A 16216-nucleotide genomic window follows, 5' to 3' on the forward strand; every position below is an offset into this window, starting at 1 on the left:
AGCCAACGATGAGATTGCCTTAATCCGCTCACGTTTGCTTTGAAGCCGCCCTGCTTTAATGCTATACTTGCCGCTGTACTTCCAACAAACCTTAATTCAGGAGCAACCATCCACCCGTGGATAGCAATCTGGCAAATACATCTGGCACAGTGCCAGAACAACAAAAACTGATTTCCGTAAAACCTGTCTACATCGTCTTGGCCGTCATCTTGGCAATTGCTCTGCTCGGTGGTGCCGTGTGGGGCATTATTTGGCTGGCCAGAACCCAGGCAGCCGCCATTGAGGCCGTCCGCGACGTGCTGCTCATCGCCCTGGCCCTGGAATCCTGCCTGTTTGGCATTGTGCTGCTCTTTATGCTAATGATGATTATCCGGCTGGTGAACATGCTGGAATTTGAAATCAAACCAATTTTAGAGAAAACCAACGAAACTGTCGGAACCATTCGCGGCACAACCACATTTGTTAGCAAAAACGTTGTCAAGCCAGTCACCGAAGCGCGTGTGCAGGTAGCTGGCCTTCGCCGAGCCATTAAAACCTTATTTGGCAATCCACGCGACAATATTGACAACGCACCACACTAGTACCTGTCTGACTATTGGCCACAGAGTTCACAGAGAACTTAGAGGCGAGGGTTCATTTCTTAGATTTCTCTTTTTCCTCTGCGGCTATATCGGCTAGATTCTTAATTAGGAGAGATTTTATGAGTGATAATTCAAATGACCTCGGGGCATTTTTGGCTGGATTTGTCATTGGTGGACTCGTCGGAGCCGCTACAGCTATTATATTGGCCCCGCAATCTGGCCAAGAAACCCGCAGCCAAATCGCCAACCGCAGCAATGAACTACTGCAATCTGGCAGTGCCCGTGTACAACAAGTACGCAGCTCTGCTGGCAACTATGGCCAAGAATATCTCGACCGCGCAGGCTCCGCCCTTAGCAGCACTCGCCAACAAGTAAAAGATGTTGGGGGACGTGTGCAGGACCAGGCGCGGATTGTATTGGACAAAGGAAAAGAACAGGCTTCGCAGATAACCAACCGTGGTGACAACACAGAAGCCAACGGCAGCGAGAGCAACGCGTAAACGGCCGTTTCCGTTCACAGAACGCTACATCGTAGCCACCCTTATTTCCTTTACATTCACGAACAACTGAGTCTGTAACCGCATAACGTTTGGCTCTGGCAGTGCCGCAACACCGCCATCCATTTGCAGACAGGCGTCTCCCAACCGGAGTCGCCTTTTTGTATGTATGCAAACCACACGGAAATTTGAAAGCCAAAAAGTAATCTCTCTGTGGTTTGCTTAAGCAAAAGCCAACTGCACGTCAGTTCTTATCCAAATTCCGTTTGGCTTTTGCAAACAACCCACCATGACCCGAATTTCAATCATCACTATTGATCAACTGTTAAAACAACTGCCAAACGGCCGTATTGCCCAGGAAGTGAAACGCGCCTACGACTTTGCCAAGCATATCCACAACGGCCGTCAGCGAGAATCTGGCGAACTGTATATTGACCACGATCTGGCCGTTACTCACATCATGTGCCAGCTTAGCGTAGACCCACCCACCCTCATCGCCAGCATGCTCCACGACAGCCTGCTGCCCCACACGGGCCAAACAGTAGCAAGCATCCAAAAATATTTTGGAGAAGAACCAACTTCGCTTATCAAAGGGCTAGAACAGCTTTACGCCTACGCGAACGAAGCCCAATACCTGCGCCACCACGATCCCGAAGCCGACCGCAAAACGCTGGAAGGCGTTCGCCGCGCCGTGTTGGCCATTATCGAAGGGGATATTCGGGTCATTCTCATTCGCCTGGCCGACTGCCTGCATGATTTGCGCAAAGCCAGCAATTTGCCTTCAGAGCAGCGTCGCATTATCGCCAACGAAGCTATGAACATTTACGCACCATTGGCCAATCGTTTAGGCATCTGGCAGCTCAAGTGGGAATTGGAAGATTTGGCTTTTCGCTATCTGGAACCAGAAAAATATAAAGAAATTGCTAGCCAGCTAGCCGCCCGTCGTGCTGAACGGACGGAAAATATTGAAGAAGCGGTCAGTAAGTTAGAGCGTATCATCCATGATCATGGCATAAAAGGTTTCGTCAGCGGCCGTTCCAAACATATTTACTCCATTTACCGCAAAATGGAGCGTAAGCGGCTCGATTTTGACCATATTTTTGACATCCAGGCCTTGCGCGTCATTTTGGAACCGACAGATGAAGTCGCCTACAACAAAAAAACACTGAAAGAAAAAGAAGAGGAAGATCGCTATTTATGCTACCAGGCACTTGGGTTGGTCCACAGCCTATGGCAGCCCATCCCCCGTGAATTTGACGATTACATTGCTGCTCCCAAAGCCAACGGGTATCAATCTTTGCATACGGCCGTTATCGACACCAACACAGGCGAAAACCTTGAAGTGCAAATCCGCACCCGCCGGATGCACGACGAGGCAGAAAAAGGGGTTGCCGCTCATTGGGAGTACAAAGAAGATGGTGGCAAGGTTGCCAGCTCTGTAAAAAAACGAATCGAAACCATGCGCGAACTGCTGGCCAGCTTGCAAGACGACAATCATGAAGAAGATGATGATGCGCTGATAGAAAATGAAATCCTGGCCGAGCGCATCTACGTCTTTACCCCCAACGGAGACGTGATCGATTTACCTTCTGGCTCTACGCCCATCGACTTTGCCTACGCCATTCACACCGAGGTCGGTCATCGCTGCCGGGGGGCGCGTGTTAACGGCAAGATGGTCAGCCTGGATTACATCCTTAAATCAGGCGAGCGCGTTTCTATCCTGACTACCAACCGAGGCGGGCCAAGCCGTGACTGGATGAACAGCAGCCTGGGATACACAGGCAGTGCACGCACGCGCAGCAAAATTCGCCAATGGTTCCGCAACCAGGAACGCGAGCAAAATATTTTGCAAGGGCGCGAGGTGGTTGAGCGGGAGTTGCGTCGCCTGGGGCTAACGGAAACGTACACGGTGTCAGACATCGCCCAATCGCTGAAGTTTGAGGACGAGGAGCAGTTCCTGGCCAAAGTGGGCTTTGGCGATATTCAAAGCCGCCAAATTAGCGGGGCTATTGCCTTGATGGAAAAGAGCCTGCACCCGGATGATGAATTACGGCCGTTGCTGCTGCAAACACCCGCCAAAAAGCAGGGGCTCACCATCACCGGGGTAGCTGGACTACACACCCGCATGGCCAAGTGTTGCCAGCCCATCCCCCCAGAGGCGATTGTCGGCTTCATCACACGCGGCCAGGGCGTTACAATTCACCGTGCCGACTGCAAGCAGGTAAAAAATACATCAGAGCCAGAGCGGTTGATTGATGTGGCCTGGGGGAATGATTCGGCCGTTTATCCTATTCCCATAGTGCTAAAAGCGTACCGTCGCCCCAATATCATCGAAGAAATTGTGGCCATCCTGCGCGGTCAGCGAATTAACACGCCCAAAACCAAGACAACTTCCGTGGGCAACATCATGACCATTTCGCTTGTTGTGGAAGTGAAGAGTTTAGAACAACTTAATTGGCTGCTACAAAAGCTGGAATCGCTGCCCAATGTCATCGAGGCGCACCGCCAACGCTGGTAAAACAGCAATCGGTATAAGTTGCGAAGGTCCAGATGTTTTTACAATTGACATCAAATTTCCTAGCATGATAAAATATGACCGTAGTCACAACCATAGTCATTTTATTGGAGGCAAGATGGAGCGAACAATTTCTAAAAGCAAGCTAAAAGCCAACATGCTCCGAATCTTTCGGGAGATAGAGGCAAGTAATGAAGAACTAACTGTAACCGATCATGGCGTCCCAGTTCTAAAAATCGTACCAATTAAGAACAAAAAGAGCATTGACGAACTGTTTGCCCCATATCGTGGCAAAATGAGTTATACGGAAGACTTAAATACGCCAACCATTGATGAATGGGAAGATATTTAATGGTTGTATTTGACACGTCCACCCTACTCTTTCACCTATTTGAACCCGAGAAATTATCCAAAATTGCTGTCGATACGATTGACCAAGCCAATGAGATCATAATTAGTGCAATCTCTATCTGGGAAATCGGACTAAAAGTTAAAAAAGGCAAACTCAATATCCCACTTTCAGCTACTGAAATGGTCAAAATTCTCCAGCGTGCTGAAAAGATACGCTTCTATTCCGTTGATGTTGAGACATGGCTGGAAAATGTATCTCTAGATTGGCATCATCAAGACCCAGCGGATAGGACAATCGTAGCCACCGCCCGGTTGCTAAATTGTCCGCTAATCACATCAGATATGACAATAAGAGATTTTTATGAAACTGCAGTTTGGTAAGCGTATCGTGATTGTGGGCACAAGCGGGTCGGGCAAATCGACATTAGCGAAGCAGCTTGCAACCCACCTCAATTACCCGCATATTGAACTGGATAGCCTGCATTGGGGGCCAAACTGGGCGGAAGCACCCGATTTTCTAGAAAAGGTAGATGAAGCCACGCAACGGCCGTTTTGGGTGTTGGATGGCAATTATACAAAGACCAGCCACATTTTCTGGCCCCGTGCCGACACAATTATTTGGCTAGACTATCCTATCTGGGTCAATTATTGGCGTCTGCTTCGACGCACTATCCAGCGCGTTTTTGGCAAAGAATTGCTGTGGAATGACAATCGTGAATCGTTCCGTGAGCAATTTTTGTCAAAAGAATCGCTGTTTGTCTATATCCACCGTACCTACCAGAAGCGGCGTGAGCGGTATTCTAAGCTCATCCAGAATGATGCCTATCCTCATCTCACCTGGATTCATCATCACTCTCCCCGCGAGACCAAGCATTGGCTGAAGCAGTTATCACATTAGCTCTTTGATTGCACGGTGCCCATTTCGTCTAACTGAAAGGTTTCTTCACCTTCCTCAGTTTTGAGTATAATCTGCCGGGTTTTTAACACGTAACGGAATTCCTGCATCCACGCTTCATCTGTGTTGGCCTTATAGACAAGATGCCCCCAAACGGCCGTTTCATCCCGCCCCCGCAATCTTAGACTGGCATCATGCCAGCGGCAATAATAAACTAATGGTTTCATTTATCTTCCTCAAAAAACGCGGAACACAAAGCTGCACAGAGGCAACACATAAGTTCACAGAGAGCAAGAAAAATCTGTAACCGCAATCTGCGCCAATCTGCGAAATCTGGATTCTTATTCTTCAATCGCCTCATACTGCTCAAAAATGCGGCGGTATGCCAAAGAGCTAGCCATGAGCTCGTCGTGGCTGCCCACCGCCTCCATGCGCCCTTTGCGCATCACCACCACCTTGTCTGCCCAGCGAATTTGCGACAAGCGATGCGTGATTAAAATCGTGGTTTGGTTAGCTGCTGCCCGCACAATCGCCTGCTGAATTTGGTCCTCGGTGGCACTGTCTACCGCGCTCGTCGAATCATCCAAAATGAGGATGCGTGGCCGTGTGAGGAACGCCCGTGCCAACGCCAGCCGCTGTCGCTGCCCCCCAGAAAGGGTGACGCCTCGTTCACCAATCACCGTCTCATACCCATCCTTAAAATTGAGGATGAACTCATGCGCCTGTGCCGCTTTGGCCGCTTCGACTATCATTTCTTGCGTGGCACCGGGGCAGCCAAAGGCAATGTTTTCGCCAACCGTGCGTGAAAACAAGAAGATATCTTGCTCAATAATAGAGATTTGTTGCCGTAATGCCGCCAGGTTCCAATCGCGCACGTCAATACCGTCTACGAGGAGACGGCCGTTTCCTACATCATAAGTTCGGTTAATTAGCTTGGCCAGCGTACTCTTGCCAGCACCCGTCTGGCCCACAATGGCCACCGTCTCGCCCGGCGTAATGCCAAAATCAATCGCTTGCAGCACGGGCGACCCGGCCACGTAGCTGAACGTCACGTTGTCAAACGCCACCTCGCCCACAATCTCGGCTTGATGACCAGCCGCGTTTTCATCCAGCAGCGTTTCTGCGTTCATCAGCTCCAAAATGCGCCGCGCACCTGCCAGCCCCAGCGACACCCGCGAATACGCCAGCAGCGAAATAAATGTCGGGAAACCAAACAGAGCCAGCAGCCCCATGTAACCAACGACATCCCCTACAGCAATTTGCTCCAGGTTAAACAGGTAAAGGGCATGGGCAAAGCCAATGCCTTGGGTAACGCCGAGCAGTAGCAGGGGCAAAAAGCGAGCCTCAATTTTGCCCTGATCCACGGCGGCATCCCGGTAGCGCGTGGCATTTTGATTGAACAGACCAATTTCTTGCGTTTCCTGCGCCGCGCCTTTTACCAGCTCGATGCCATCAATTGCTTCTGCGAGACGGCCGTTCAACGTCCCAAACGCCCGCCGCACCCGGTCAGCCACGCCTTGCAGCACCCGCAAATAACGCATCACCGCCAAAACATAGGTCACAATAAAAAATAATGGGGCGGCTGCCAACTGAGGATGGTAGCTGGGAGCTACCAACAGCGGCATGATCATAAAGTTTGCCGAGCCAGCGACCAAATTGATGCCAGGGTTCATCAGCAAATTCACTTCATGAACGTCATTGGTGGCCCGCGCCATCGTGTCACCAACCGGCTGAGAATCGTGAAAAGCGGTACTCTTGCCCAACAAGCTGATATACAGCTCCTCGCGCATATCCCGCTCCAATCGTTCACCCATCACGGCACTCGAAAAGTTGCGCCCAAGCTGTAACACCGCCCGCACGGATTGACTCCCAATCACCCCAAGGGCCATCCAGCCAATCGTGCGCAAATCGGCGGGTGTTTCTAACGCTGCGTCAAATGCCGTACCAATGAGTACCGGAACGGCCGCAGCCAAAGCCGCATTGCCAAATGCACCGGTAAACATGCTGGCCAGCAGCAGCTTATGGTGTGAAAGATGGGATAAGACCCAGCGACCAGTGGTACTTTGGTCAGTCTGCTGTGATCTATTAACGTCAAATTCACTCACATTTTTTTCTCTTTGTTTTAGGATGACATCGTATCTTTATTAAATCTTTATATCGTCATAAAAACGCAGCCTTGCATCCCAGCGACGACGACAACAGATTTGTTCATTCACTGGTAGTTCTATGAGCATTCAAAATAGTTTAAGCAATGCATTTCTTTGGGCAAAGCCTTTGGCTCCCGAATTCGTCAAAAACCATTATCGCACACAGCAAACGTTTGAGCATCCCGCTAAGTTTGTTCGCCCGTTGGAGGGCATTATCAACATGAAGCGCGTCCTCGTTATTGGTTCAAGTGGCTCTGGCAAATCAACGCTGGCGCGTCAGCTTGGGGCAACGTTGGAATTGCCCGTTATTCATTTGGATCGCCATTATTGGCACGCTGGCTGGGTGGGCACGCCTATGGACGAATGGCAAGCAACAGTGCAAAAGTTGATCCGTCGCGACACCTGGATTATGGATGGGAATTATCGAGAAACGTTGAACATTCGGCTGCAAGCGGCCGATTCTGTGGTTTTTTTGGATTTACCCCCCTGGATTTGTGCGTTACGCGCCATCAAGCGACGTATTCAGTATCGCAAACGTCCCCGCCCAGACATCGCTGAGGGCTGTCGTGAGCCTTTGTTAGACCCGCAGCTTTTCCAATTTGTGCGCCACGTGCTCAACTACCCAAACCGAGCCAAACCGTTTGTAATGCAGCAGCTAAGAAGCATTGCCCACGACAAGCACATTGTACTGCTAAAATCCACGCAGGACGTGGATAATTTCATTAATGCACCGCTGGATTTCCCAAATCTCAATTTCATCAACGGCCGTCAAGCAATCCACACCCCACAAATCGTGCGACTCCCTATGGATTGAGAGCCACCGTTTGCCGTACGGTGTACACAGCCCCAGACGGCCGTAATTCACTTTGCACAAGCTGAACGGCCGTTACCCCAAACTTTACCTCCGCCACCTGCACATCCCAATGGAGCCTACGCGCCTGCCCCGCATCCTTTACGCGCCCCAGAGTAAGATGCGGATTGAACAGCCGTTTCTCCCGCGACCACCCTAAACCAACCATCCGATCTTCCAATTCAGACTGCAACAATTTCAGCGGCGCCACGTCGCCAGCTAAACCCACCCACACCACACGCGGCCGTTTCTGGTTAGGGAATGCCCCCACGCCACTCAGACGCAGCCGAAACGGTTGGTGCTGCGCAGCTAGTTGGGTCAGTTCCTGTTGCAAACCAGGCAGCTGAGCAACGGCCGTATCCCCCAAAAAGCGCAGTGTCAGGTGCATTTGCTCACGGTGCACCCAGCGCACCGCCCGCTTTGGTAAATGATGACCGAGCTGAACGGCCGTTGCCGCCAACAGATCCTTCACTTCTTCCGGCAAATCAATCGCCACAAACAAACGAATCTTGTCACCCATCATCCCATTGTACCCAAAACCAGGCTAATTCCCCGATTCAAACAGGCAAAATGTGACCGCCTTCCAACTTGTGTGTCTGACAAGATGCTGCCCCAAAGGTTGAGGTAGCACAACATGCCAGCCGTTTGGCTGCAACTAAACAGACAGCATTGCGTAAGAAACAGCGTCTGGCATGATTGTGGAGGATTAAAATTGATCCTCCAGCAGATGGATTTAGATTTAGATGGATTGGACCACAGAACAAATATTGGGTCTGGCACCTGACCAATTTACCCTCCGCGCCGGGCGAGGCCTGGCAACCCCCCAAAAGTGGATCGCCCTGCATCGGGAGGATGACATCATTTGGGGCATTCATCCGAACGGCCGTAGCAAAACTGGGGAGACGGCCGTTTACCTACCCACCTTTGCCACAATTTGCACCTGCAAGAGCCGCAAAACCCCCTGCCGCCACAGCCTCGGACTGCTGCAACTGTGGCAGCAGCAAGCGGGCAAATTCACATCCCACACCAAAAGTAAAACGGTTGGGGCCTGGATACGCCGCGAAAAAATCAAAAAGTATCGTGGCAAGAGACCAACCCAGCCATACACACCCGACCTGGCACAGCTCATGGCTGGGTTACACGCGCTAGAACTTTGGCTGCTGGACATGGTTCGGCACGGTTTGGCCCGCCTGCCGGAGCGCCCCAAAACGTATTGGCACAGTATGGCTCACCGATTGGTTGATGCCCAAGCCATCAATCTGGCCCAAACGGTGCGAAAAATCTCCCAAATTCCCAAAAAGCAAACGAATTGGCCGGACGAACTTCTGCAAGAAATCGGCCGTCTTTACCTGATTGTGCAAGGGTTTCGCAACTTTGATCAGCTGCCCGTACCCACGCAAGCCGATTTGCAAACGGCCGTTGGCTGGTTGCCCACCCACTTACCCGCAGCCAAAACCCACACCGACCATTGGCTTGTGCTGGGCAGGCAGCAAGAAGAGATGGGTAACCATGTGCGGCATATCACCTGGCTGTGGGGCCAGCAAACTGAGACCATTGCCCAACTCATTGAGCAAACACGCGGCCAACCAACTGCTGGCGTGTGGCTGCCTACCAGCACAGTTTGGCACGGCTCGCTCAAATTTGCCCCCAGCAACTGGTCGCAAATCGCTGTGTGGCACGGTCAACTGCAAGAATCAGCCACCTCTCACCCAAAGCCCAGCGGCTTTGCCACCATTCAAGCCGCAACGCAGACGTACACCCACGCCCTGGCCGTCAATCCGTGGCTCACCCATTTCCCCATGCTGCTTACGCAGGTACAGTCAAAAATGACAGAGGCAGGTTGGCAAATTGAGGATCAGGCAGGCACCTGGCTGCCGCTGCCGCCAAAGTTTAGCCATGGCTGGCAGCTCATGGCATTGGCTGGTGGCACACCTTCGTTGCGGCTGTTTGGCGTGTGGAACGGCCGTTTCCTCCAGCCACTTTCCATCAATCAAAACAACCAATGGCACGACATTCACATTTGGCAAGGTGTAAAATGATAGCCTGGCAAGATACTGTAAAAACAGCCCTGCTGGGAACCAAACGGGCAGAGATGCCCACACAGGCGGATGAACAGCCCCTTGGACAATTTCTGGCTCAGCTCCCAATGGAAGAAGAAGCTGCGACGTTGCTTGCTGCCGCCGGAACGACTGCCTTGCACCGGCAAACTGGCTGGCAGCCACGCCAAGCAGCCCCACCTGCACCCGCACCTTCCCCGCCCGATATGCCCGTTTGCCCCCCAGTCGTTGCCCGTCAAATTGAGCAGATGCTTCTTGGCCCACAAACAAGCCTGCTGCCAGAAATGCTGGATGCACTGGCTCAAACGGGTCATCGCCTTCCTGACCATTTGCTACCCAATCTATTGGAAAAAGGGAACAAGATGGGGCGAATACGGCCGTCTATTTTGCAAGTCATCGGCAATCGTGGTCGCTGGCTGGCGCAGCAAAATCCGTCTTGGCAATACGCCTCACCGGAAATTGATCATTGGATTGGGCTGCTAAAAGCATGGGAAACGGCCGTGCCCCCCAAACGCCAAGCCCTGCTGCGGCAAATCCGCACCACACACCCAGAAAGAGGGCGGCAAATCCTGGAACATACCTGGAAAAGCCATAATGGCATGGTGCGCCACCAAATCATCAAAATTTTGGACATCAATCTGAGCCAAGCCGATGAGCCATTTTTGGAAGCTGCTCTGGATGATCGCAATCACCTGGTGCGTCGCGCTGCCGCTGACTTACTGGCAAAATTGCCAGAGGCTCGCCTGAGCCAGCGTATGGAGCAGCATGTTGACGGGATTCTCAGTTGGGCTGGCTGGCCGTCTAAAATCACGGTTCGCCTACCAAAACAGATACTGCCAGCCATGCTGCGCGATGGCGTTCCCGACATCAAAGAGGAAGATCGCGTCAAGCTGCGCAGCCGCCTGCTGACGCAGATCATCAACCGGGTGCCGCTAGCCCATTGGCAAGCGCAGTGGCAAAAAACGCCCCAAGAAATCGTCAAAGCAGCCAAGCGGAGTGCCTGGCCACGCACGCTCATGTCCGCCTTCAGCACCGCAGCCATCCGGCAAAAGAACAGTGCCTGGGCAGAGGCTCTCATTGTGGTAAATGAGTTCAATAGCTTCACCGGGCGGCTGGTGCCAATCCTGACTCCCAGCCAATGTTTGGCCCTGATGCAAAAGGCAGCCAAACAATCGCGCCAACTGAAACGGCCGCATCCCTTGCACATCTTTTTGCAGCATTGGCAGCAAGCCTTGTCAGTACCTATGGGTGAATTTTGGCTGGAGCTATTTGCCGAGCATTTACGAAAAGAAAAAAAACAGGCACCTGATCCCACGGTGAACAATCTGTTTCGGCGGTTTGGACAAAAATGTGCCCCAGAGCTGGCGGATACGGCCGTTGCCAAACTCACCAACATATCTGGCCTCAGCAGCACTTGGCAAAAAACAGTCAACCACCTCTGCCAAACCCTGCAACTCCGCCGCGATCTGTTAGCCGAAATCAACAAACTCGGTTCGACACAAGACCAACCTCCGGAAGGTTTTTGGCGATAAGAAACAGTTTTAAGCAAACCTTCCGGAAGTTTAGAAGTTTATTGGAGAAGAAACATGGAAACAATTTTACGCGCCCATGCCGAACAGCAGTTTGCTGCCGAGCTATACGAATTAGAACAGGCAGATCGTCGCCCAAAACCAGCCAACTGGCGGCTCTCGCCCTGGGCAGTCGCCACTTACATTCTAGGCGGCACGCTGGATAATGGCTTTGAAATCACCCCAAAATATATTGGCAACGGCCGTCTCATCGAAATCGCCATCGCCACCCTCACCACAGATCGAGCACTGCTGCTCATGGGCATCCCCGGTACGGGCAAAACCTGGGTCTCTGAGCATCTGGCCGCTGCCATTTCCGGCGACTCCACGCTGCTGGTGCAAGGCACGGCTGGCACCAGCGAAGAGGCGATTCGGTACGGCTGGAACTACGCCAGCCTCATCGCCAAAGGCCCTACCGCCGAAGCCCTCGTCCCTAGCCCCATCATGACCGCCATGCGGGATGGCCAGCTTGCCCGCGTAGAAGAGCTCACCCGTATTCCTGCCGATGTGCAGGATGCCCTCATCACCATCTTGTCCGAAAAGCTGCTACCCATCCCCGAACTCAATCAGGAAGTGCAGGCGGTCAAAGGATTTAACGTCATCGCCACCGCCAACGACCGTGACCGGGGCGTAAATGACCTCTCTAGCGCCCTCAAACGCCGCTTCAACACCGTTGTGCTCCCCCTGCCCGCCACCGCCGACGAAGAAATAACGATCGTGCAGCAGCGGGTTCACAGCCTGGGGAAAGCATTGGAGCTGCCTGCGGAACCGCCCGCCCTGGCAGAAATTCGCCGCGTGGTCACCATTTTCCGCGAACTGCGGCAGGGCATGACAGAGAGCGGCAGGGCAAAGCTCAAATCACCCAGCAGCACGCTTAGCACAGCCGAAGCAATTTCCGTTATTAACAGCGGTTTGGCGTTGGCGGGCCATTTCGGCGATGGCACCCTGCGCGCCGGAGATTTAGCTGCCAGCCTTACTGGAGCCGTCGTCAAAGACCCGATTCACGACACCGTCATCTGGCGCGAATACCTGGAAACCATCGTCAGAGAACGCGAGAATTGGGAAGATTTGTACCAGGCGTGTCGGGCATTAGTTTAGAGACTGGAGATTGGAGACTAGAGATTGTCCCACTTATTAATCTTTAGTCTCCAGTCTCAAATCTCCAGATTTATTATGAAACCTACTGAATTTTTGCACCTCTTCCCCATCCGCCATCATGGGCCTGGGTCTGCACGTGCTTTATTAAGTTCGCTACACGAACTCAAGCCAGATGCAATTTTGGTGGAAGGGCCGCCAGATGCCAACGAAATTATTCATTGGTTAGGGCATGAAGATATGGAACCGCCCATCGCCCTGCTGGTTTATCGACCAGACAAGCCAGAGGCAGCTGGCTCCTACCCTTTTGCCGACTTTTCGCCAGAATTTCAGGCGTTGCGCTACGGCGTGCAGCACGGCATTGTGACGCGCTTTTTTGATTTACCGCAGACATACATGCTCGCCACGGAAATCCGACCGATGATGCCGGATACGGCCGTTTTCGACCAAGTTGCCTCTGCCACAGGACATGCTGATTATGAACTGTGGTGGAATGCACTCATTGAGCAACGACAAGATCATACTGACCTGTTTGTTGGGGTTTTGGAGCTGATGCAAACGATGCGCAATGCTGCCGAAGAAAATCCAGAGGCCGAGTTGGATGAGGATACGGCCGTCTCCCATGCCCGCGCTCGGCAATTTGCCGAGCAGCGGGAAGCTCACATGCGCCGCGCCATCCGCCAGGCACGCGCCGAAGGGTGTGAGCGGATCGCCGTGGTGTGCGGGGCTTGGCACGCCCCTGCCCTCTACAATTTGGACAGTGAAGCAGCTGATGATGCCCTGCTGACCAATCTGCCCAGTGTGGCCGTAGAAACAGCATGGGTGCCGTGGACATACGGCCGTCTCTCAGCGGCAAGAGGGTACGGTGCAGGCATTCGCGCCCCTGGCTGGTACCATCATCTGTGGCAAATGGGGCAGCAACTAGCCTCGCCTACCCAAATGAGCATTGCCTGGCTGAGCCACGTGGCCCAGCTGCTACGCGACCAAGATTTAGATGCCTCGTCTGCCCACATCATCGAAGCCGTGCGGCTGGCAGAATCGTTGGCGGCATTGCGCGGCTTGCCCGCTCCCGGCCTGCTGGAGCTAAACGAAGCGACCCAAACGGTGCTTTGCTTTGGCGATGCCGCACCGATGCGGCTCATCCAACAACAACTCATTGTGGGCGAACGGATGGGGGCTGTGCCGCCTGACTCGCCCATGATTCCGCTTCAGCGGGATTTGCATCAGCAGCAACGCCGCCTGCGCCTGCGCCCAGAGCCAGAACCCACCACGCTTAATCTGGATTTGCGGAATGAGACCCACCGCGAACGCAGCCAACTGCTGCATCGGCTCAATCTTCTCAACGTCCCCTGGGGCAAAACGATGCCAATTCGCGCCCAATCTGGCACCTACCAGGAGGTGTGGCAGCTTGCTTGGCAACCAGCCTTTGTGGTGCGGGTGATTGAGGCGGGCGTTTGGGGCAATACGGTGGAAACGGCCGTTACCAACTTTGCCACCGATCAAGCCCAACAAGCCCAGGATTTGCCCACGCTCACCAATCTTCTTGACCAAGCGTTGCTGGCAGATTTGCCAGAACTGGTGTTGAACCTGCTAACACGCATCGAGGAGCAAGCGGCCGTTACCAGCGATGTGCCCCACATGATGGACGCGCTGCTGCCGCTGGCCCGCGTGCTGCGCTACGGCGACGTCCGCCAAACCGATCCGGAAGTGGTGCGGCATGTAGTGGATACGCTGGTAACGCGCATCTGCATTGGCTTACCCAGCACCTGCGCCAGCCTGGACAATGACGCAGCGGCTGAAATGCTTGATAGAGTTACGGCCGTTCACGCCGTCATCGCCACCCAGCAAAACCAGGATCATCTGGCCGCCTGGGAAGACACGCTGCGTCAACTGGCTGACCAGCCGGGCATTCATGGTCTGCTCGCTGGAAAATCAACGCGACTGTTGCTGGATACGGCCGTTTTCCAATCAGAAGAAGCGGCAACACGACTGGAGCGGGTGTTATCGAGGACAGCCACCGATGTGAACCAACTGGCCCAGATGGCGTTCTGGATTGAAGGCTTTCTCAAGGGCAGCGGTCTGCTGGTATTGCACGATCCAACCTTGTGGCAACTGCTCGATGGCTGGGTAACACAGCTTGATCCGGAACGATTCCAAACCATTTTGCCGCTGCTGCGCCGCACGTTTTCTACTTTTTCCGAGGCGGCTCGCCAGCAGTTGCTAGACCGAGCACGCTTCGGCGGCGCCACCGCTAAACAACCCATTCACGCCCCGACATTTAATGAAGAACAGGCCAACAAAGTTCTGCCGCTGGTAGCACAACTTTTGGGCATCAAGGAGATTGGGGATTAGAGATTGGCAGATCAAAGAGAAAAATCTCTAATCTCCAGTCTCTAATCTCCAAATTCAGCTATGGAAGAAATTACAAACCATCCCGCCATTCAACAATTCTTCTCCGCCGCAGACGCTGCCGATGAAAACGGCCGTCGCTGGCGGCTCATTCTGGGACAAACCCAAGAAGAGCAAGCCCAAGAAGCTCAGCCTGGCGAAGGGAATGATGAGGGAGAGGATCAGCAGTCTCAAAGTGGCCTCTCAGAGCAAGACCAAGCGATGGATGAAGCATTAGAAGCATTGTACGGCGACAGCACGGGCGGTGACCTCAGCGACTCCAACCCAGATATTGCCCGCTGGCTGGGAGATATCCGCACCTACTTCCCCGCCTCGGTGGTGCAGGTGATGCAGCAAGATGCGCTCAACAAGCTCAACCTGCGTCGCCTGCTCAACCAGCCAGAATTTTTGGAAGCGATTGAGCCAGACGTTCAACTTGTTGCGAACCTGTTAGCTTTGCGTCGCGTCATGCCAAGCAAAACAAAGGAAACTGCCAAAGAGGTGGTGCGCCAGGTGGTGGAACAGCTTTTAGAACAACTGACTTATCCATTAGAACAAGCCATTTCTGGCAGCCTAAACCGAGCCACGCGCACCCGCCGCCCGCGCCACAAAGAGATTAATTGGGGGCGCACGGTTCACGCCAATTTGAAGCATTATCAAGCGGATCACAAAACGGTGGTGCCAGAGACATTGGTGGGATACGGCCGTAAACGATCTGCTCTGCGCGACGTAATCATTGCCCTGGACACCAGCGGCTCCATGGCCACCTCGGTCGTGTATGGCAGCATCTATGCCTCCGTGATGGCCTCGATTCCGGCCTTGGCAACCAAGCTGGTGATGTTTGACACCAAAATAGTCGATTTAACGGATCAGCTCGCCGATCCGGTGGAGTTACTTTTTGGCCTGAAGCTGGGCGGAGGTACCAACATTGACCGCGCCCTGGGCTACTGCCAGCAGCTCGTTACTCGCCCCCGTGACACCGTGTTAGTGCTGCTCACAGACTTGTTCGAGGGGGGCAACAAGGAAAATATGATTCGCCGCGTGGCGACGCTCGTGAGCGATGGTGTGCAAATTGTGGCTCTGCTAGCGCTGAATGATCAGGGCGCACCCCGCTTCGACAGGCAAATGGCGCAGGAGCTGGTTAATCTGAGCGTGCCTGCTTTTGCCTGCACCCCACAGCTTTTCCCCGATTTGATGGGCGCGGTGCTAAACGGCCGTGACATCCGCCAATGGGCCGCCACGCACGGCATTGTCACTGCCCCAGATAATTAA

At 53.3% G+C, this 16216-nt stretch carries 15 protein-coding genes; 12 read left to right on the forward strand and 3 right to left on the reverse strand.

What is annotated here, in order from left to right:
* The first annotated feature begins 116 nt into the window (after positions 1-116).
* The 6 genes from ACOQPU_RS08690 (at position 117) to ACOQPU_RS08715 (ending at position 4842) form a co-directional block, all read left to right on the forward strand.
* Positions 117-581, forward strand: a complete 465-nt coding sequence (locus ACOQPU_RS08690) for a hypothetical protein (protein WP_420644734.1) — start codon at positions 117-119, stop codon at positions 579-581.
* Between the two features lie 119 nt (positions 582-700).
* Positions 701-1081 carry a YtxH domain-containing protein gene (locus ACOQPU_RS08695; protein ID WP_420644735.1) on the forward strand — a complete coding sequence of 127 codons (381 nt, stop codon included), beginning with the start codon at positions 701-703 and terminating at the stop codon, positions 1079-1081.
* 286 nt (positions 1082-1367) lie between these two features.
* Positions 1368-3596 (forward strand): RelA/SpoT family protein, encoded by a 2229-nt coding sequence (locus ACOQPU_RS08700; RefSeq protein ID WP_420644736.1) that lies wholly within the window; start codon positions 1368-1370, stop codon positions 3594-3596.
* A gap of 115 nt (positions 3597-3711) precedes the next feature.
* Complete coding sequence (locus tag ACOQPU_RS08705; protein WP_420644737.1) at positions 3712-3945, forward strand: type II toxin-antitoxin system Phd/YefM family antitoxin; 234 nt, start codon at positions 3712-3714, stop codon at positions 3943-3945.
* Positions 3945-4325: a type II toxin-antitoxin system VapC family toxin gene (locus ACOQPU_RS08710; RefSeq protein ID WP_420644738.1), complete on the forward strand. Its 381-nt coding sequence runs from the start codon at positions 3945-3947 to the stop codon at positions 4323-4325. Before ACOQPU_RS08705 ends, ACOQPU_RS08710 begins: the two co-directional genes overlap by 1 nt.
* Positions 4306-4842: an ATP-binding cassette domain-containing protein gene (locus ACOQPU_RS08715; protein WP_420644739.1), complete on the forward strand. Its 537-nt coding sequence runs from the start codon at positions 4306-4308 to the stop codon at positions 4840-4842. Before ACOQPU_RS08710 ends, ACOQPU_RS08715 begins: the two co-directional genes overlap by 20 nt.
* Here the strand turns inward: ACOQPU_RS08715 and ACOQPU_RS08720 are convergent.
* Positions 4839-5066, reverse strand: coding sequence for a hypothetical protein (locus ACOQPU_RS08720; RefSeq protein ID WP_420644740.1), 228 nt, complete (start codon positions 5064-5066; stop codon positions 4839-4841). The two genes, ACOQPU_RS08715 and ACOQPU_RS08720, sit on opposite strands and share 4 nt — an antisense overlap.
* 114 nt (positions 5067-5180) lie before the next feature.
* Complete coding sequence (locus ACOQPU_RS08725; protein ID WP_420644741.1) at positions 5181-6944, reverse strand: ABC transporter ATP-binding protein; 1764 nt, start codon at positions 6942-6944, stop codon at positions 5181-5183.
* A gap of 121 nt (positions 6945-7065) precedes the next feature.
* Between ACOQPU_RS08725 and ACOQPU_RS08730 the strand changes: the two genes are divergently transcribed.
* A complete protein-coding gene (locus ACOQPU_RS08730) occupies positions 7066-7800 on the forward strand; it encodes an AAA family ATPase (RefSeq protein WP_420644742.1) in 735 nt (244 codons plus the stop codon).
* Here ACOQPU_RS08730 and thpR read toward each other — a convergent pair.
* The gene (gene thpR / locus ACOQPU_RS08735) at positions 7790-8359 is read right to left on the reverse strand and encodes an RNA 2',3'-cyclic phosphodiesterase (RefSeq protein ID WP_420644743.1); all 570 of its coding nucleotides are present in this window, start codon (positions 8357-8359) and stop codon (positions 7790-7792) included. The two genes, ACOQPU_RS08730 and thpR, sit on opposite strands and share 11 nt — an antisense overlap.
* 220 nt (positions 8360-8579) lie before the next feature.
* On the opposite strand from thpR, the gene ACOQPU_RS08740 reads away from it, so the two are divergent.
* The 5 genes from ACOQPU_RS08740 (at position 8580) to ACOQPU_RS08760 (ending at position 16216) form a co-directional block, all read left to right on the forward strand.
* Positions 8580-9875, forward strand: a complete 1296-nt coding sequence (locus ACOQPU_RS08740) for a hypothetical protein (protein WP_420644744.1) — start codon at positions 8580-8582, stop codon at positions 9873-9875.
* A complete protein-coding gene (locus ACOQPU_RS08745; protein ID WP_420644745.1) occupies positions 9872-11425 on the forward strand; it encodes a DUF5691 domain-containing protein in 1554 nt (517 codons plus the stop codon). The genes ACOQPU_RS08740 and ACOQPU_RS08745 overlap by 4 nt, the downstream gene beginning before the upstream one ends.
* A gap of 54 nt (positions 11426-11479) precedes the next feature.
* Entirely contained in the window at positions 11480-12559 is a 1080-nt protein-coding gene (locus ACOQPU_RS08750; RefSeq protein ID WP_420644746.1) for an ATP-binding protein, read from the forward strand.
* A gap of 75 nt (positions 12560-12634) precedes the next feature.
* Positions 12635-14908 (forward strand): DUF5682 family protein, encoded by a 2274-nt coding sequence (locus ACOQPU_RS08755; protein WP_420644747.1) that lies wholly within the window; start codon positions 12635-12637, stop codon positions 14906-14908.
* Positions 14909-14968: 60 nt separating this feature from the next.
* Complete coding sequence (locus ACOQPU_RS08760) at positions 14969-16216, forward strand: VWA domain-containing protein (RefSeq protein WP_420644748.1); 1248 nt, start codon at positions 14969-14971, stop codon at positions 16214-16216.

Origin of the sequence: Candidatus Leptofilum sp., from assembly GCF_965223285.1 — a bacterium.
In the GTDB taxonomy this organism is placed as follows: Bacteria; Chloroflexota; Anaerolineae; order Promineifilales; family Promineifilaceae; genus Leptofilum.